Annotated in this window: 30 protein-coding genes; all 30 read right to left on the minus strand. The window is 65.5% G+C overall.

Going from position 1 to position 13,524, the window contains the following annotated elements; genetic code table 11:
- Positions 1-21: 21 nt before the first annotated feature.
- Positions 22-651 carry a 30S ribosomal protein S4 gene (gene rpsD, locus LXN00_RS08070; RefSeq protein WP_234507134.1) on the minus strand — a complete coding sequence of 210 codons (630 nt, stop codon included), beginning with the start codon at positions 649-651 and terminating at the stop codon, positions 22-24.
- A gap of 13 nt (positions 652-664) precedes the next feature.
- The gene (gene rpsK, locus LXN00_RS08075; RefSeq protein ID WP_039458156.1) at positions 665-1,054 is read right to left on the minus strand and encodes a 30S ribosomal protein S11; all 390 of its coding nucleotides are present in this window, start codon (positions 1,052-1,054) and stop codon (positions 665-667) included.
- A gap of 46 nt (positions 1,055-1,100) precedes the next feature.
- Positions 1,101-1,481, minus strand: coding sequence for a 30S ribosomal protein S13 (gene rpsM / locus LXN00_RS08080; protein WP_039458154.1), 381 nt, complete (start codon positions 1,479-1,481; stop codon positions 1,101-1,103).
- A gap of 13 nt (positions 1,482-1,494) precedes the next feature.
- Positions 1,495-1,608 carry a 50S ribosomal protein L36 gene (rpmJ, locus tag LXN00_RS08085; protein WP_003043944.1) on the minus strand — a complete coding sequence of 38 codons (114 nt, stop codon included), beginning with the start codon at positions 1,606-1,608 and terminating at the stop codon, positions 1,495-1,497.
- Between the two features lie 8 nt (positions 1,609-1,616).
- Positions 1,617-1,835 carry a translation initiation factor IF-1 gene (infA, locus tag LXN00_RS08090; protein WP_016328575.1) on the minus strand — a complete coding sequence of 73 codons (219 nt, stop codon included), beginning with the start codon at positions 1,833-1,835 and terminating at the stop codon, positions 1,617-1,619.
- A 7-nt stretch (positions 1,836-1,842) separates the two neighbouring features.
- Positions 1,843-2,610 carry a type I methionyl aminopeptidase gene (gene map / locus LXN00_RS08095; RefSeq protein ID WP_234507136.1) on the minus strand — a complete coding sequence of 256 codons (768 nt, stop codon included), beginning with the start codon at positions 2,608-2,610 and terminating at the stop codon, positions 1,843-1,845.
- Positions 2,610-3,164, minus strand: a complete 555-nt coding sequence (locus tag LXN00_RS08100) for an adenylate kinase (protein WP_234507138.1) — start codon at positions 3,162-3,164, stop codon at positions 2,610-2,612. Before LXN00_RS08100 ends, map begins: the two co-directional genes overlap by 1 nt.
- Positions 3,165-3,172: 8 nt before the next feature.
- Complete coding sequence (gene secY / locus LXN00_RS08105; RefSeq protein ID WP_234507140.1) at positions 3,173-4,489, minus strand: preprotein translocase subunit SecY; 1,317 nt, start codon at positions 4,487-4,489, stop codon at positions 3,173-3,175.
- 1 nt (position 4,490) lies between these two features.
- Positions 4,491-4,943, minus strand: a complete 453-nt coding sequence (gene rplO / locus LXN00_RS08110) for a 50S ribosomal protein L15 (protein WP_234507142.1) — start codon at positions 4,941-4,943, stop codon at positions 4,491-4,493.
- The gene (gene rpmD / locus LXN00_RS08115; RefSeq protein ID WP_234507144.1) at positions 4,940-5,122 is read right to left on the minus strand and encodes a 50S ribosomal protein L30; all 183 of its coding nucleotides are present in this window, start codon (positions 5,120-5,122) and stop codon (positions 4,940-4,942) included. Before rpmD ends, rplO begins: the two co-directional genes overlap by 4 nt.
- Positions 5,122-5,595, minus strand: a complete 474-nt coding sequence (gene rpsE / locus LXN00_RS08120) for a 30S ribosomal protein S5 (RefSeq protein ID WP_039458133.1) — start codon at positions 5,593-5,595, stop codon at positions 5,122-5,124. The genes rpmD and rpsE overlap by 1 nt, the downstream gene beginning before the upstream one ends.
- Before the next feature lie 10 nt (positions 5,596-5,605).
- Positions 5,606-5,944, minus strand: coding sequence for a 50S ribosomal protein L18 (gene rplR, locus LXN00_RS08125; RefSeq protein ID WP_234507146.1), 339 nt, complete (start codon positions 5,942-5,944; stop codon positions 5,606-5,608).
- A gap of 8 nt (positions 5,945-5,952) precedes the next feature.
- Positions 5,953-6,495 (minus strand): 50S ribosomal protein L6, encoded by a 543-nt coding sequence (gene rplF / locus LXN00_RS08130; RefSeq protein ID WP_234507148.1) that lies wholly within the window; start codon positions 6,493-6,495, stop codon positions 5,953-5,955.
- The gene (rpsH, locus tag LXN00_RS08135) at positions 6,495-6,911 is read right to left on the minus strand and encodes a 30S ribosomal protein S8 (protein ID WP_234507150.1); all 417 of its coding nucleotides are present in this window, start codon (positions 6,909-6,911) and stop codon (positions 6,495-6,497) included. Before rpsH ends, rplF begins: the two co-directional genes overlap by 1 nt.
- A 68-nt stretch (positions 6,912-6,979) precedes the next feature.
- Complete coding sequence (locus LXN00_RS08140) at positions 6,980-7,165, minus strand: type Z 30S ribosomal protein S14 (protein ID WP_234507152.1); 186 nt, start codon at positions 7,163-7,165, stop codon at positions 6,980-6,982.
- 7 nt (positions 7,166-7,172) lie between these two features.
- A complete protein-coding gene (gene rplE, locus LXN00_RS08145; RefSeq protein WP_234507154.1) occupies positions 7,173-7,721 on the minus strand; it encodes a 50S ribosomal protein L5 in 549 nt (182 codons plus the stop codon).
- A gap of 1 nt (position 7,722) precedes the next feature.
- Entirely contained in the window at positions 7,723-8,055 is a 333-nt protein-coding gene (gene rplX / locus LXN00_RS08150; RefSeq protein ID WP_234507156.1) for a 50S ribosomal protein L24, read from the minus strand.
- Positions 8,055-8,423, minus strand: a complete 369-nt coding sequence (gene rplN, locus LXN00_RS08155; RefSeq protein ID WP_015718099.1) for a 50S ribosomal protein L14 — start codon at positions 8,421-8,423, stop codon at positions 8,055-8,057. The genes rplX and rplN overlap by 1 nt, the downstream gene beginning before the upstream one ends.
- Positions 8,420-8,737 (minus strand): 30S ribosomal protein S17, encoded by a 318-nt coding sequence (gene rpsQ / locus LXN00_RS08160; RefSeq protein WP_234507157.1) that lies wholly within the window; start codon positions 8,735-8,737, stop codon positions 8,420-8,422. Before rpsQ ends, rplN begins: the two co-directional genes overlap by 4 nt.
- Positions 8,730-8,948 (minus strand): 50S ribosomal protein L29, encoded by a 219-nt coding sequence (gene rpmC, locus LXN00_RS08165; RefSeq protein ID WP_234507159.1) that lies wholly within the window; start codon positions 8,946-8,948, stop codon positions 8,730-8,732. The genes rpsQ and rpmC overlap by 8 nt, the downstream gene beginning before the upstream one ends.
- Positions 8,935-9,360 (minus strand): 50S ribosomal protein L16, encoded by a 426-nt coding sequence (gene rplP, locus LXN00_RS08170; RefSeq protein WP_234507163.1) that lies wholly within the window; start codon positions 9,358-9,360, stop codon positions 8,935-8,937. Before rplP ends, rpmC begins: the two co-directional genes overlap by 14 nt.
- Before the next feature lie 3 nt (positions 9,361-9,363).
- Positions 9,364-10,083 carry a 30S ribosomal protein S3 gene (gene rpsC / locus LXN00_RS08175; RefSeq protein WP_234507164.1) on the minus strand — a complete coding sequence of 240 codons (720 nt, stop codon included), beginning with the start codon at positions 10,081-10,083 and terminating at the stop codon, positions 9,364-9,366.
- Positions 10,073-10,414 carry a 50S ribosomal protein L22 gene (gene rplV / locus LXN00_RS08180; protein ID WP_234507167.1) on the minus strand — a complete coding sequence of 114 codons (342 nt, stop codon included), beginning with the start codon at positions 10,412-10,414 and terminating at the stop codon, positions 10,073-10,075. The genes rpsC and rplV overlap by 11 nt, the downstream gene beginning before the upstream one ends.
- A 2-nt stretch (positions 10,415-10,416) precedes the next feature.
- Positions 10,417-10,698, minus strand: a complete 282-nt coding sequence (rpsS, locus tag LXN00_RS08185) for a 30S ribosomal protein S19 (protein WP_039458092.1) — start codon at positions 10,696-10,698, stop codon at positions 10,417-10,419.
- A gap of 8 nt (positions 10,699-10,706) precedes the next feature.
- A complete protein-coding gene (gene rplB / locus LXN00_RS08190; RefSeq protein WP_234507170.1) occupies positions 10,707-11,537 on the minus strand; it encodes a 50S ribosomal protein L2 in 831 nt (276 codons plus the stop codon).
- A 49-nt stretch (positions 11,538-11,586) separates the two neighbouring features.
- A complete protein-coding gene (locus tag LXN00_RS08195) occupies positions 11,587-11,877 on the minus strand; it encodes a 50S ribosomal protein L23 (protein ID WP_234507172.1) in 291 nt (96 codons plus the stop codon).
- Complete coding sequence (gene rplD, locus LXN00_RS08200; protein WP_234507192.1) at positions 11,874-12,494, minus strand: 50S ribosomal protein L4; 621 nt, start codon at positions 12,492-12,494, stop codon at positions 11,874-11,876. The genes LXN00_RS08195 and rplD overlap by 4 nt, the downstream gene beginning before the upstream one ends.
- A gap of 17 nt (positions 12,495-12,511) precedes the next feature.
- Positions 12,512-13,132 carry a 50S ribosomal protein L3 gene (gene rplC, locus LXN00_RS08205; protein ID WP_234507174.1) on the minus strand — a complete coding sequence of 207 codons (621 nt, stop codon included), beginning with the start codon at positions 13,130-13,132 and terminating at the stop codon, positions 12,512-12,514.
- Positions 13,129-13,446 carry a 30S ribosomal protein S10 gene (rpsJ, locus tag LXN00_RS08210; protein WP_039458086.1) on the minus strand — a complete coding sequence of 106 codons (318 nt, stop codon included), beginning with the start codon at positions 13,444-13,446 and terminating at the stop codon, positions 13,129-13,131. The genes rplC and rpsJ overlap by 4 nt, the downstream gene beginning before the upstream one ends.
- Before the next feature lie 8 nt (positions 13,447-13,454).
- A partial coding sequence (locus LXN00_RS12810; RefSeq protein WP_414423112.1) for a hypothetical protein occupies positions 13,455-13,524 on the minus strand: 70 nt, incomplete at its 5' end.

The following is a 13,524-nucleotide window of genomic DNA, read 5'->3' on the forward strand; positions in this document are numbered from 1 at the left end:
TACAGGACAGGCCCCGGTTTCTCACCTGGAGTAGAACTCAATCACCAGCTGCTCGTTCACGGGCAGGGCCAGGTCCTCCCGGTCGGGGAGCCTGAGGAACTTGCCCTTCATGTTCTCCACGTCCAGGGAGAGCCAGGGCCCCACCTTGCGGCCCTTCATGGCCTCGAGGTTCTCCCGGATGAAGGCCAGGTTCTTGCTCCCCTCGGCGATGGCGATCTCGTCCCCCGGCTTCACCCGGTAGGCAGGGAGGTCCACCCGGCGCCCGTTCACGGTGATGTGGCCGTGGCGCACCATCTGCCGCGCCTGGCGGCGGCTTACGGCGAAGCCCAGGCGGTAGACCACGTTGTCCAGCCGGGACTCCAAAAGCCCCAGGAAGACCGTACCCGTCACCCCCTTCTTGCGGCTCGCCTCCTCAAAGAGGTTGCGGAACTGGGTCTCGGAGATCCCGTAGATGCGGCGGAGCTTCTGCTTCTCCCTCAGGCGCACCGCATAGTCGGAAGGGCGGCGGGCCCGCTTCTGCCCGTGCTGGCCCGGGGGGTAGGGCCGGCGCTCCATGGCGCACTTGGGGCTGTAGCACCGCTCCCCCTTCAGGTACAGCTTGACTCCTTCCCGGCGGCAAAGACGGCAAACTGGTCCAATGTAACGACCCATCTTCTCTCACTCCCTACGAGGCTTTGCGGAACTTCTTCTTGGGCCGGCAGCCGTTGTGGGGCACGGGGGTGTCGTCCACGATGGACTTCACCTGGAGGCCAGAGGCCTGCAGGGCGCGGATGGCCTGTTCCCGGCCCGCCCCGGTACCCCGCACGATCACGTCCACGCTTTGCATGCCGTAAGCCATAGCCTTCTTGGCGGCGTCCATGGCCGCAAGCTGGGCCGCGTACGGGGTGCCCTTGCGGCTCCCCTTGTAGCCGATGACCCCACCCGAGGACCAGGTGATGGGATTGCCGTCCGGGTCGGTGATGGTGACGATGGTGTTGTTGTAGGAGGCGTGGATGTACGCCTTCCCGCTGGCCACCTGCCGTTTGACCTTCTTCTTGGTGGTTTTCTTGGCCATACTCTCCCTCTAATGGAGTATCCTCTGGCCCTAGAAGCGCTTTGGGCTACTTCCTCGGGGCCTTCTTCTTGCCCGCCACGGTCTTGCGGGGGCCTTTACGGGTGCGGGCGTTGGTGCGGGTGCGCTGGCCCCGCACGGGAAGACCCCTCCGGTGCCGAAGCCCCCGGTAGCACCCGATGTCCATGAGCCGCTTGATGTTGGCGGCCACCTCCGCCCGGAGCTCGCCTTCCAGCTTCCAGGTGTTCTCCACGTACTCGCGGAGGCGCACCACCTCGGCCTCGGTGAGGTCCTTGACCCGGGTGGCCGGGTTGATGCCCGTCTTCTCCAACGCCTCCTTGGCCCGGGCCGGCCCGATGCCGTAGATGTAGGTGAGGGCCACGTCCACCCGCTTGTTCCTGGGAATCTCTACGCCTGCAATCCTCGCCACGTTGCCTCCTTACCTAACCCTGCCGCTGCTTGTGCTTGGGGTTTTCGCAGATCACGTAAACCCGCCCGTGCCGGCGGACCACCTTGCACTTTTCGCACATCCTCTTGACCGATGCCCGTACCTTCATGGCGCCTCCTACTTTCTGTAGACGATGCGGCCCCGCGTGGGGTCGTAGGGGGTTATCTCCACCACCACCCGGTCCCCCGGCAGGATGCGGATGTAGTGCATGCGCATCTTGCCGGAGATGTAGGCCAGGATCTCCGGTCCCGAGTCCAGCTTCACCCGAAAGGTGGCGTTGGGCAAAGCCTCGGTGATCACGCCTTCCGCCCGAATGGTGTCCTTCTCCTTCGCCATACCCCTCCTACCGCGCCCGCACCAGGGGTACCCCGGTGAGGAGCTCCGGGCCCTCCTCCGTCACCAAGACGGTGTTCTCGTAGTGGGCGGCGAGGTTGCCTTGACCGGCGCTCGCCGTCCAGCCATCTTCCAATATTACCACAGGAGCCGGGCGTAGGGTGACCATGGGCTCCAGGGCCAAGGTCATGCCGGGGCGGATCTTGGGCCCCGTGCCCGGCTTGCCGAAGTTGGGAAGCTGGGGGTCCTCGTGGATCTCCCGGCCCACCCCGTGCCCCACGAACTCCCGCACCACCCCGTAGCCGCGGCTCTCCAAGAAGGTCTGCACGGCATGGGCCACGTCCCCGATGCGGAAGCCAGGCTTCAGGTACTTCATCCCCTCCCAGAAGGCGGCCTCTGTGTCTTGGATGAGCCTTTCCGCCTCCGGGGAAACCCTACCCACGGGGAAGGTGCGGGCCATGTCGGCGGCGAAGCCCCCGTAGATGAGCCCCACGTCCACGGAAAGGATATCCCCCTCCTTTAGGGGTTCCTCCGAGGGGATACCGTGGACCACCACCTCGTTCACCGAGGTGCAGAGGGTGGCGGGGAAGCCGTAGAGCCCCAGGAAGGCCGGCTTGGCCTTGCGCTTGAGGATGGCCTCGTGGGCGATCCGGTCCAACTCTTTGGTGGTGATGCCGGGCTCCACGTGGCGGGCCACCTCCTCCACCACCTCAGTGAGGAGGGCTCCCGCCTCCCGCATGCGCTCAATCTCCCAGGGGCTTTTGAGCTTAATGGCCATCAGATCCCCAAAGCCGCCCGGACGCGGGCGTAGACCTCATCGGGCGTGCCCAGGCCGTCCACCCGCTTCAGGGCGCCCGTTTTCTCATAGTACTGGATGAGGGGCTCGGTTTTCTCCCGGTAGACCTCGAGGCGGCGCCTTATGGTTTCCTCGTTGTCGTCGGAACGGCCCTCCAGCTCCGCCCGCTTGAGCATGCGCCGGACAAGCTCCTCCTCAGGCACCTCCACCAGCACCACCCCAAGGAGCCGGGTGCCCGTCTCCTCCAGAAGGCGGTCCAAGGCCTCCGCCTGGGGCAGGGTGCGGGGAAAGCCGTCAAAGATCACCCGGTCGGCCAGCTCCTCGCGGATCAGGGCCAGGATCAGGTCATCGGGGACCAGGTCCCCCCGGTCCATGATGGGCTTCACCTGCTGGCCCAAGGGGGTGCCCCGGGCCACGTGGTCCCGGAGGATGTCCCCGGTGGAAAGCTTCTTAAAGCCCAGCTCCGCCGCAAGCCTCGCCGCCTGGGTGCCCTTCCCCGCCCCCGGCGGCCCCAAAAAGATCACCGCTTCCCCCATTCTCCCTCCTAGCGCGTCCGGCCGCGGATCCGGCCCTTGGACAAGAACCCCTCGTAGTTCCTGAGCATCAGCTGGCTTTCAATCTGCCTAAGGGTATCCAGGGCTACCCCCACCACGATCAAGAGGCCAATCCCCGAGAAGGCGATGCTCTTCACCCCGGTGAGGTTTTGGATGATCTGGGGCAGGGCCGCCACCAGACCCAGGAAGAGCGCCCCCCAGAGGGTGAGGCGGGAGACAATGTGCTCCAGGAACTTCACCGTGGGCTCCCCCGGACGGATGCCCGGGATAAACCCCCCGTACTCCCTGAGGCTTTCGGCGATGCGCTTGGGGTCAAACTGCACGGCGGTGTACACGTAGGTGAAGAGGACGATGAGGAGCACCTCGAGGAGGAGCCCGGAAAGGTGGGTGGGGTTGAAGAAGTTGGCGATGGCCTGGAGCACGGGGTTGTCCTGGAAGGGGGCGGCGAGGAAGATGGGGATTTGCAAAATGGCGGCGGCGAAGACGATGGGGATCACCCCGGCGGCGTTCAGCTTGATGGGGATGTAGGTGGCCTGGCCTCCATACACCCTGCGCCCCACCACCTTGCGGGCGTACTGCACGGGGATGCGGCGCTCCGCCTGCTGCACCGCCACCATCCCAGCGAAGGCCAGGACGAGGAAGGCCAGGAAGAAGAGGAAGGCCACCAGGTTCACCTCCCCCGTGCGGATGAGCCCCAGAGTGCGCACCAGTTGGGGCAACCACTCCACCACGATCCCCGCAAAGATGATCATGCTGGTGCCGTTTCCGATACCGTACTCCGTGATGCGCTCCGCCATCCAGAGGAGGAGGGCGATGCCCGCCACCTGGGTGACCACCACCACGAACCAGAAAAAGGGGCCCGGGGACCAGCCGGGAAGGAGGAACCTCCCCCCCTCCGCCCCCAAAAAGGCCGTGGCCAAGAAGAAGCCCTGGAAGGCCCCCAGAGCGATGCCGCCGATGCGGGTGTACTGGTTGATGATGCGGCGGCCCTCCTCCCCCTCCTTGGAGAGCTTCTCCAGCGCCGGCACCACGTTGATGAGAAGCTGCATGACGATGGCGGCGGTGATATAGGGCATGATGCCCAAGGCGAAGATGGAGAAGCGCTCAAAGTTGCCGCCCGAGAAGAGGTTGATGATGCCGAAAACCCCCCCTTGGGTGGTGCGCAAAAACTCCTGGATCTTGTCCAGGTCCACCCCCGGGGTGGGGATGAAGGCCCCCAAGCGGTAGGCGGCCAGGACGAGGAGGGTAAAGAGGATGCGCTGGCGAAGCTCGGGGATCTGGAGGGCGCTCCGGAAGGCCTTCAGCATCTTAAGCCTCCAAGAGGACCGCTTCCCCGCCCGCGGCCTTTAGTTTTTCTAAGGCGCTTTTGGAGAAGGCGTGGGCCACCACCTTGAGGGGCTTGGCCTCCCCCTCCCCAAGCACCTTGAGCCGGTAGCCCTTCTTCAAGAGGCCCGCCTGCACGAGGAGTTCGGGGGTAACCTCCCCTTCAAAGCGGGCCAGGTCCTTTAGGTTCACCCCCTGGTACTTGGGGCGCTTGATCTCCCCCGGCACCTGGCCCTGCATGCCCCGCTTGGGCAGGCGCATCAGGGTGGTGGAGCGGCCGCCCTCAAAACGGCGGGGGTCCTTGACGCCGCCCGAGCGGGACTTCTGGCCCTTGTGGCCCCGGGTAGCGGTTTTGCCGTGGCCCGAGCCCGGACCCCGCCCTACCCGCTTGCGCTTCTTGTTGGCCCCGGGATTGGGCTTTAGGTCGGTGAGTTTCATTCCAACACCTCCACCCGGAGAAGGTGGGCTACCTTGGCCACGTTGCCCCGGATGGCCGGGGTGTCCTCCAACACCTTCTCCTTCTGCAACTTGGTAAGCCCCAAGGCCTTCAGGGCCGCCTTCTGGTCCTTGGGGTAGCCGATGGGGCTTTTCACCAGCTTGACCTTGAGCTTGCCCATCACTCCTCCCCGCCCTTCCGGAGGCGCTTCACGTCCTCCTTGGTCTGAAGTTGCCGAAGGGCTTCCATGGTGGCGTAGGCGATGTTGATGGGGTTGCGGCTCCCGAGCTCCTTGGTGAGGATGTCGGTGATGCCCGCCAGTTCCAGAATGGCCCGTGGCACCGCCCCGGCAATCACCCCGGTCCCGGGAGCAGCGGGCTTCAAGAGGATCTTGGAAGCCCCGTACTCCACCTCAATCTCGTGGGGAATGGTGCCGTTTTGGATGGGCACCTCCACCATGTTGCGGCGGGCGTAGTACCCAGCCTTCTGCACCGCCAAGGGCACCTCCTTGGCCTTGCCCAGGCCCAGGCCTACCCGGCCCTGCCGGTCACCCACCACCACCAAGGCGCCGAAGCGGAAGCGGCGGCCGCCCTGGTAGGTCTTGGCGGTGCGCCGCACCAGGATCATCTTCTCTTCAAAGTCGGTCTCGGGCATGGTCCCTCCTCTAGAACTCCAGACCGCCCTCCCGGGCCCCCTCGGCCAGGGCCTTCACCCGGCCGTGGTACTTGTAGGGGCCCCGGTCAAAGGCCACCTGCTTGATGCCCTTGGCCAAAGCCTTCTCCGCCAAGGCACGCCCCACCTGCCGGGCCACCTCGGTCTTGTTGCCCTTGAGCTTCAGGGCCAGGCTGGACTCGGCCACCAAGGTCTCCCCTTTCTCGTCGTCAATGATCTGGGCGTAGATGTGCTTGAGGCTGCGGAAGACGGAAAGGCGTAGCCGGCCCGTGCGCTTGATGCGGTTGCGTACCCGGAACTTGCGGCGCTCGTATGCGGTAAGCCGTGCCATAATCCCCCCTACTTCTTGGCCCCGGCCTTGCCGGGCTTAAGGCGGACGGGCTCGCCCGCGTAGTAGATGCCCTTTTCGTGGTAGGCGCTGGGCTTCTTGATGGCCCGGATGTCGGCGGCCACCTGGCCCACCCGCTGCTTGTCAATGCCCACCACCCGGATCCTGGTGGGTTCGGGTACCTCGAGGGTGATCCCCTCCGGGGGCTCCACCACCACGGGGTGGCTATAGCCCACGGAAAGCTCCACCGCCCGGCCCACAAGCCGCGCCCGGTAACCGATGCCCTTGATGAGGAGCTCCTTGGCGTACCCCTCGGACACCCCCTTCACCGCGTTGGCGATGAGGGTGCGGGTCAGGCCATGCAAGCTCCGGTGGCGCCGCTCGTCGGAGGGGCGCTCCACCCGAACCACGCCCTCCTCCACCACCACCCGCATCTCGGGGGAAATGGCCACGGAAAGCTCGCCCTTGGGGCCCTTGACCTTGACCAGGCCCGGGGCCACCTCCACGCTAACCCCCTTGGGCAGGGGAATGGGAAGCCGGCCAATCCTAGACATCACCACACCTCGCAGATCAGTTCGCCGCCCACGCCCAGCTTCCGGGCCTCCCGGTCGGTGAGCACCCCTTTGGGCGTGGACAAGATGGCAATCCCTAGACCCCGGCGCACGCGGGGGATCTCCTTCACCCCTACGTAGACCCGCCGCCCCGGACGGCTGATGCGCCGGATGTGCTTGATGACCTGTTCAGGGCGGGGGTCAAGCCCGGGACGCCGAGGGCCGTACTTTAGGTAGATGCGGAGCACGGGCTTGCCGTCCACCTCCACCCGCTCGTACCCCTTGATGAAGCCCTCCCGCGCCAAGATCTTGAGGATCTCCTCCTTGAAGCGGGAGGCGGGCACCTCGGTGCTCTCCTTGTAGACCCGGGTGGCGTTCCGTATCCGGGTCAGCATGTCGGCAATGGGGTCCGTCAGCATTTCCTCTCTCCTTTTACCTCACTCCTGGACCATGCGGTCTCGAGGGAACCCCCCCGACCGGCCACGGCCTACCAGCTGGCCTTCTTCACCCCGGGAAGCTGCCCCTTGTGGGCCAACTCCCGCAGGCAGATCCGGCAAAGACCGAAGTAGCGGTAGACGCTCCTGGCCCTCCCGCACCGCATACAACGGGTGTAGGCCCGCACCTTGAACTTGGGGGTCCGCTTGGCCTTCTCAATCAGCGCCTTTCTCGCCATGCTCGCCTCACTTGCGGAAGGGGAAGCCCAAGAGCTCCAAAAGGGCCTTGGCCTCCTCGTCGGTCTTGGCGGTGGTGACCACCGCGATGTCCATCCCCCTCAGGGCGTCCACCATGTCGTAGGTGATCTCGGGGAAGATGAGCTGCTCCTTAAGGCCCAGGTTGTAGTTGCCCCGCCCGTCAAAGCTGGTGGGGCTCAAGCCCCGGAAGTCGCGGATGCGGGGAAGGGCCACGTTGAGGAGCTTCTCCAAGAAAATCCACATCCGGTCCCTCCGCAACGTCACCCGGAGGCCGATGGGCATGCCCTTACGGAGCTTGAAGTTGGAGATGGACTTCTTGGCCCGGGTCACCGCCGGCTTCTGGCCGGTGATGAGGGAAAGCTCCTTGGCCGCCTTCTCCAGGATGCGGGCGTCCTCCTTGGCCTCGCCCAAGCCCTGGTTCACCACCACCTTGACGAGCCTGGGAACCTCCCAGATGTTCTGGTAGCCGAAGCGGCGGATGAGCTCGGGCCGCACCTCTTCGTAGTATTTCCTCTTCAGGGCAACGTCCAGAGGCATGCTACTCCTCCACATCCAAGGACCCGCCGCACTTAGCGCAGGTCCGGATTTTCCGCCCATCTTCCAGGAACTTCTTGCGCACCCGGGTGGGCTTGCCGCAGGCGGGGCAGATGGGGCGCACCTTGGAGGCGTGCAAGGGAGCCTCCTGCTCCACGAACCCGCCCTGGGGGTACTGGGGGCTCACCCGCACCGCCTTCTTGACGATATTCACCCCTTCCACGATGACCGCCTGCCGCTTGGGCAACACCGCCTTTACCTTGCCCACGCGGCCCTTGTACTTGCCGGAGGCCACCAGCACGGTGTCCCCCTTCTTCACGTGCACCTTGGTCTGCATCAGAGCACCTCCGGCGCCAGGGAAACGATCTTCATGAAGCCCTTCTCGCGGAGTTCCCTCGCCACGGGGCCGAAGACGCGGGTGCCGCGGGGCTCCAGCTGGTTGTTGATGATGACGGCGGCGTTGTCGTCAAAGCGGATGGCCGAGCCATCGGGGCGCTTGACCTCCTTCTTGGTGCGCACCACCACCGCCTTCACCACATCCCCTTCCTTCACCGCCCCGCGGGGGATGGCCTCCTTGACGCTGGCCACGATGATGTCCCCCACGGTAGCGTACTTGGCGTTGGAGCCCTTCAGGACGCGGATGCACATGATCTTGCGGGCCCCGGTGTTGTCGGCCACCTCCAGGTAGGTCTGGGGCTGGATCATGCCTTACCTCCCCGCTTGGAAAGGCTGGCGTAGTTCTGGCGACGGACCTCGTACTTCTCCACCAGGTCTAGCCGCCCGCTCTCCAAAAGGCGGAGCACCCTAAAGCGCTTGCGCTTGGAGATGGGGCGGGCCTCCACGATCTCCACCACGTCCCCCACCTTGTACCGCTCCTCGGGGTCGTGGGCCAGGTACTTCTTGGAGCGCTTGATCACCTTGCCGTAGAGGGGGTGGGGGAACTGGCGCTCCACCAAGACCGTGACGGTCTTCTGCATCTTGTCGCTCACCACCACCCCGGTAAGCACCTTCTTAGGCATTGGCCCTCCTCTTCTCGTTCAGCACCGTGAGGAGCCGGGCAATGGACTTGCGGATTTCCCGGATCCTATGGTTCTGGGAAAGCTGGCCGATGGAGGCCTGGAAGCGAAGCTCCATCAGCTCCTGCTTCTTCTTCCGGATGAGCTTCTCCAGCTCCACCGGGGAGAGCTTGCGGGCCTCCTCCAGCTCCTTCTTTACCTCACTGAGCTTCATCGTAGGCGTCCCTCCGCACGATCTTGGTCTTGATGGGAAGCTTGTGTCCGGCGATGCGCAGGGCCTCGAGGGCCTGCTCCTCGGTTACCCCCGCCACCTCAAACATCACCCGGCCCGGTTTCACCACCGCCACGTACCCCTCCACGTTGCCCTTACCCTTACCCATCCGCACCTCCAGGGGCTTCTTGGTGTAGGGCTTATCGGGGAAGATGCGGATGAAGATCTTCCCCCCGCGGCGGAAGTGGCGCACCATGGCCACACGGGCCGCCTCAATCTGCTGGGAGGTGATCCAGGCGGGCTCCAGGGCCACCAGGCCGTAGTCCCCGAAAGCCACGTAATCGCCCCCCTTGGTGGCCCCTTTCAGGCGGCCCCGCTGCTGCTTGCGGTACTTCATGCGCCTGGGCATCAACATGGCCTACTCCTCCTTCTTCACCCGCACGGCGGGGCGGCGGCGGCGAGGCTTCTCCTCACCCTTGGGGCCCTCGGCCCGGGCCTTGGCCTTCTGGCCGCCGATCACCTCGCCCAAGAAGACATACGCCTTGACCCCCAGCACCCCGTAGGTGGTGCGGGCCAAAGCGAAGCCGTAGTCTATATTAGCACGCAAGGTGTTAAGGGGCACCCGGCCCTCGGCGGCCCACTCGGTGCGGGCCTGCTCCGCCCCACCGATGCGCCCGGAGACGATCACCTTAGCCCCCTTGGCCCCCGCTTCCATGACCCGCTGCACCGCCTGCTTGATGGCCCGGCGCACGGCGAAGCGGCGCTCAATCTGCTCCGCCACCCGCTGGGCCACCAGGGGAGCGGAGAGGTTGGGGTTTTGGATCTCCTGGACGTTCAGGGCCACGTTCTTCCCCGTCATCTTGGACAGGGTGTCCCGCAGGACCTTGATCTTCTCCCCGCCCCGGCCGATGACCACACCGGGCTTGGCCACGTGCACGGTCACCGCCACGTTGTCCGCCGCCCGCTCAATGTCAATGCGGGCAAGCCCTGCCGGGTAGAGCTCCTTGGTGAGGACCTCGCGGATCTGCTGGTCCTCCCAAAGGAGGTGGCGGTACTGCTTCTTCCCTGCGTACCAACGGGACTCCCAGTCCCGGGTGATGCCGAGCCGGAACCCGATGGGGTGGATTTTATTTCCCATGCTTCTCCCCCAAGATCACCGTGATGTGGCTGGTCTTCTTCTTCATGATGTCCGCCCGGCCCCGGGCCCGGGGAAGCACCCGCTTCAAGGCGGGCCCCTCGTCCACGAAGGCCGCCTTCACGTAGAGCCGGTCTTCCAGCATGTTGTGGTTGTGCACCGCATTGGCGGCGGCGGACTCCAGCACCTTGGCCACGTGGTAAGCGCCCCGCTTGTGGGTGTAGCGCAGGATGGCGCGGGCCTCCTCGAGGCTCTTCCCCCGGATCAGGTCCACCACGAGCCGGACCTTCCTGGGGGCGATGCGCACGTAACGGGCAATGGCTTTCGCTTCCATGGCTACTTCTTCTTGGTGGCCTTGGCCTCTTTGCCGTGCCCCCGGTAGGTGCGGGTAGGGGCGAACTCACCCAGCTTGTGCCCCACCATGTTCTCGGTGATGTAGACGGGCACGTGCTGCTTGCCGTTGTAAACCGCAATGGTATGCCCCACCATCTCGGGAACGATGGTGGAGCGGCGGCTCCAGGTCTTGATGAGCCGCTTCTCCCCCTTGGCGTTGAGCTCCAGGATCTTTTCCAGGAGATGGTCGTCTACGAAAACGCCCTTCTTCAAGCTACGCGGCATGGCTCACCTCACTTCTTCCGCCGGGCCAGGATGAAGCGGCTGGAAGGCTTGCGCCGCTTCCTCGTCTTAAGGCCCTTGGTCTGCCAGCCCCAGGGGGAAGCGGGCGGACGGCCCCTGGGCGCCCGGCCCTCGCCACCGCCGTGGGGGTGGTCCACCGGGTTCATGGCGGCGCCGCGCACGTGGGGCTTGCGCCCAAGCCAACGGCTACGCCCCGCCTTGCCCAGGACGATGTTCTTGTGGTCGGCGTTGCCCACGGCCCCGACGGTGGCGTAGCACTCGCCGTGCACCTTGCGGAGCTCCCCGGAAGGAAGGCGCAGGATCACGTAGTCCCCTTCCCGGCCCTGGATCTGGGCGCTGGTGCCGGCGGAGCGGGCCAGCTTGGCCCCTTTCTTGGGCTCCAGCTCCACGGCGTGAACCACGGTACCCACGGGAATGAAGCGCAAGGGGAGGGCGTTGCCCACCTGGATAGGGGCATCGGGACCGGCCATCACCTGCTGGCCCACCTGTAGGCCCTCGGGGGCGATGATGTAGCGCTTTTCCCCGTCAACGTAGTGGAGGAGGGCAATGCGGGCGGAGCGGTTGGGGTCGTACTCAATGGCCGCCACCTTGGCGGGGATGCCCGCCTTGTCCCAGCGCTTGAAGTCCACAATGCGGTAAAGCCGCTTGTGGCCGCCGCCCCGGAAGCGCACGGTAATGCGCCCCTGGTTGTTGCGCCCCCCGGTCTTCTTCAGGGGCTTGACCAAGGACTTCTCCGGCTCGGTCTTGGTGATCTCGGAGAAATCCGCCACCGTCATGAAACGGCGGCTTGGCGTGTAGGGTTTGAACTTCTTGACTGCCATTCGCTATCCTCCTTGCCGGATCGGGGCCAGGCACCCCACCCGGCCAGGTCTAGATGAGGCCCTCCAAGGCCTCAATCTTCTGCCCGGAGGCCACCTGGACAATGGCCTTTTTGCGGTCGGGGCGCTTGCCCAGGTAACGGCCCAGGCGCTTCTTCTTGCCCCGAACCCTAAGGGTGTTGACCCTCACCACCTTCACCTTAAAGGCCTCCTCCACCGCATTCTTGATCTCGGTCTTGGTGGCCTTGGGGTGGACCCAGAAGGTGTACTTGCCCTCGGCGAAACCGGCGTACGCCTTCTCCGAGAGGACGGGGGCGAGGATCACGTCGTAAGCGGTCTTCACGCCTCACCTCCCAAGCGGGCCTGAAAAGCCTCCCAGGCCTTCAGGTCCATGACGAGCCGCTCGGTGCGCAGGATATCGTAGACGTTCAACCCCTCGGGGGCCAGGGTAACCACCCAGGGCAGGTTGCGGGCGGCGCGGCGCACCACCTCGCTTTCCGCCACCAAGAGCACGGTTTCCGAGCCGTCCAGGCCTGCCGCCTTAGCCCAGGCCAAGAACTCCTTGGTCTTGCCGTTGACCCCGGCGAAGTCCTCCACCAAAAGGAGCTTCCCCTCCCGGGCCCGGTCGGCCACGGCCATGGCTAGCCCCGCCTTCCGGACCTTCTTGGGCAGGGTGTAGCTGTAATCCCGAGGCTTGGGCCCAAAGACCGTGCCACCGCCCACGAAGATGGGCGCCCCGATATCCCCGTGGCGGGCGCGGCCCGTGTGCTTCTGGGGGTAGATCTTGCGGCCGGAGTAAGCCACCTCACCCCGGGTCTTGGTGCTGGCGGTGCCCCGGCGGCGGCTCGCCAGCTGCCAGCGCACCACCTCCCAGAGAAGGTGGGGGTTGACCTCGGCGGGGAGGTCAGCGGCAAGCTCCCGCTTGCCGGAAGAGGAGAGCACAGGGATCTGGTACACCATGTCCTCCTTACCTGCCTTCACTTGGCCACCTTCTTGGTCTCGCGCACCACCAGGAGGCCGCCGTTGGGCCCTGGAACTGCGCCCTTGACCAAGAGGAGGTTTTCCTCGGGGATGACGTCCACCACCTCGAGGTTCATCACCGTGACCCGCTCGGCGCCGTAGTGGCCGGCCATGCGCTTGCCCTTGTACACCCGGCCCGGGGTCTTGCGGTTACCGATGGAGCCCGGATGGCGGTGGATCTTGTGGGCACCGTGGGAGTCCGGCCCACCGGCAAAGTTCCAGCGCTTCATCACGCCGGCGGTGCCCCGGCCCTTGGAGGTGCCGGTGACGTCCACCCGCTCCCCCGGCTTAAAGATCTCCACGGTCACCACGTCGCCCTCGGGGTTGAAGTCCCGAATCTCCTTGAGGATCCGCACCGGGGCCACCCCCGCCTTGGCGAAGTGGCCCTTCATGGGCCGGTTGACCCGCTTGGGCTTCTGGGGCAGAAACCCCAGCTGGACCGCTAGGTACCCGTCCTTCTCCGGGGTACGCCGCTGTACCACGGGGCAGGGCCCGGCCAGGATCACGGTGACGGGAACAGCCCGGTCGTCCTTGTAGATCCGGGTCATGCCCACCTTCGTGCCCAGGATGCCCTTCACTTGCCACCTCCCACGGTCTTGATCTCGATCTCCACACCGGTGGGCAGGTCCAGGTTCATGAGGCTCTCAATGGTCTTGCGGTTGGGGTTCAGGATGTCCACCAGGCGGTTGTGGGTGCGGAGCTCAAAGTGCTCCCGGGAGTCCTTGTGCTTGAAAGGACCCCGGATCACGGTGAAGCGCCGCACCCGGGTAGGCAACGGTACGGGGCCCGAGACCTGCGCCCCCGAGCGCCGCGCGGCCTCCACGATCTTCTGGGCCGAGGCGTCCAGGGTCTTGTGGTCAAAGCCCCGAAGCTTGATGCGGATCTTGGGCATGCCTCACCTCACTCCAGGATTTTGGTGACCACGCCGGCACCCACGGTCCGCCCACCCTCACGGATGGCAAACCGCAAA

The sequence above is a fragment of the Thermus brockianus genome (assembly GCF_021462505.1).
GTDB classification, from domain to species: domain Bacteria; phylum Deinococcota; class Deinococci; order Deinococcales; family Thermaceae; genus Thermus; species Thermus hydrothermalis.

Excerpts from the sequence above, each read along its gene's own strand:
- rplN (WP_015718099.1), bottom strand. The coding sequence starts at position 8,423 with ATGATCCAGCCCCAGACCTACCTGGAGGTGGCCGACAACACCGGGGCC.
- rpsD (WP_234507134.1), bottom strand. The coding sequence starts at position 651 with ATGGGTCGTTACATTGGACCAGTTTGCCGTCTTTGCCGCCGGGAAGGA.
- rpmD (WP_234507144.1), bottom strand. The coding sequence starts at position 5,122 with ATGGGCAAGCTCAAGGTCAAGCTGGTGAAAAGCCCCATCGGCTACCCC.
- rpsK (WP_039458156.1), bottom strand. The coding sequence starts at position 1,054 with ATGGCCAAGAAAACCACCAAGAAGAAGGTCAAACGGCAGGTGGCCAGC.
- rpsH (WP_234507150.1), bottom strand. The coding sequence starts at position 6,911 with ATGCTGACGGACCCCATTGCCGACATGCTGACCCGGATACGGAACGCC.
- rpsS (WP_039458092.1), bottom strand. The coding sequence starts at position 10,698 with ATGCCGCGTAGCTTGAAGAAGGGCGTTTTCGTAGACGACCATCTCCTG.
- rplF (WP_234507148.1), bottom strand. The coding sequence starts at position 6,495 with ATGTCTAGGATTGGCCGGCTTCCCATTCCCCTGCCCAAGGGGGTTAGC.
- LXN00_RS08100 (WP_234507138.1), bottom strand. The coding sequence starts at position 3,164 with ATGGGGGAAGCGGTGATCTTTTTGGGGCCGCCGGGGGCGGGGAAGGGC.
- rplE (WP_234507154.1), bottom strand. The coding sequence starts at position 7,721 with ATGCCTCTGGACGTTGCCCTGAAGAGGAAATACTACGAAGAGGTGCGG.
- rplR (WP_234507146.1), bottom strand. The coding sequence starts at position 5,944 with ATGGCACGGCTTACCGCATACGAGCGCCGCAAGTTCCGGGTACGCAAC.
- LXN00_RS08140 (WP_234507152.1), bottom strand. The coding sequence starts at position 7,165 with ATGGCGAGAAAGGCGCTGATTGAGAAGGCCAAGCGGACCCCCAAGTTC.
- rplX (WP_234507156.1), bottom strand. The coding sequence starts at position 8,055 with ATGCAGACCAAGGTGCACGTGAAGAAGGGGGACACCGTGCTGGTGGCC.
- rpmJ (WP_003043944.1), bottom strand. The coding sequence starts at position 1,608 with ATGAAGGTACGGGCATCGGTCAAGAGGATGTGCGAAAAGTGCAAGGTG.
- secY (WP_234507140.1), bottom strand. The coding sequence starts at position 4,489 with ATGCTGAAGGCCTTCCGGAGCGCCCTCCAGATCCCCGAGCTTCGCCAG.
- rplO (WP_234507142.1), bottom strand. The coding sequence starts at position 4,943 with ATGAAACTCACCGACCTAAAGCCCAATCCCGGGGCCAACAAGAAGCGC.
- rpsC (WP_234507164.1), bottom strand. The coding sequence starts at position 10,083 with ATGGGAAATAAAATCCACCCCATCGGGTTCCGGCTCGGCATCACCCGG.
- rpsE (WP_039458133.1), bottom strand. The coding sequence starts at position 5,595 with ATGCCCGAGACCGACTTTGAAGAGAAGATGATCCTGGTGCGGCGCACC.
- rplB (WP_234507170.1), bottom strand. The coding sequence starts at position 11,537 with ATGGCAGTCAAGAAGTTCAAACCCTACACGCCAAGCCGCCGTTTCATG.
- infA (WP_016328575.1), bottom strand. The coding sequence starts at position 1,835 with ATGGCGAAGGAGAAGGACACCATTCGGGCGGAAGGCGTGATCACCGAG.
- rpsQ (WP_234507157.1), bottom strand. The coding sequence starts at position 8,737 with ATGCCTAAGAAGGTGCTTACCGGGGTGGTGGTGAGCGACAAGATGCAG.
- rplV (WP_234507167.1), bottom strand. The coding sequence starts at position 10,414 with ATGGAAGCGAAAGCCATTGCCCGTTACGTGCGCATCGCCCCCAGGAAG.
- rplP (WP_234507163.1), bottom strand. The coding sequence starts at position 9,360 with ATGTTGATGCCCAGGCGCATGAAGTACCGCAAGCAGCAGCGGGGCCGC.
- rplD (WP_234507192.1), bottom strand. The coding sequence starts at position 12,494 with ATGGTGTACCAGATCCCTGTGCTCTCCTCTTCCGGCAAGCGGGAGCTT.
- rpmC (WP_234507159.1), bottom strand. The coding sequence starts at position 8,948 with ATGAAGCTCAGTGAGGTAAAGAAGGAGCTGGAGGAGGCCCGCAAGCTC.
- rpsJ (WP_039458086.1), bottom strand. The coding sequence starts at position 13,446 with ATGCCCAAGATCCGCATCAAGCTTCGGGGCTTTGACCACAAGACCCTG.
- map (WP_234507136.1), bottom strand. The coding sequence starts at position 2,610 with ATGGCCATTAAGCTCAAAAGCCCCTGGGAGATTGAGCGCATGCGGGAG.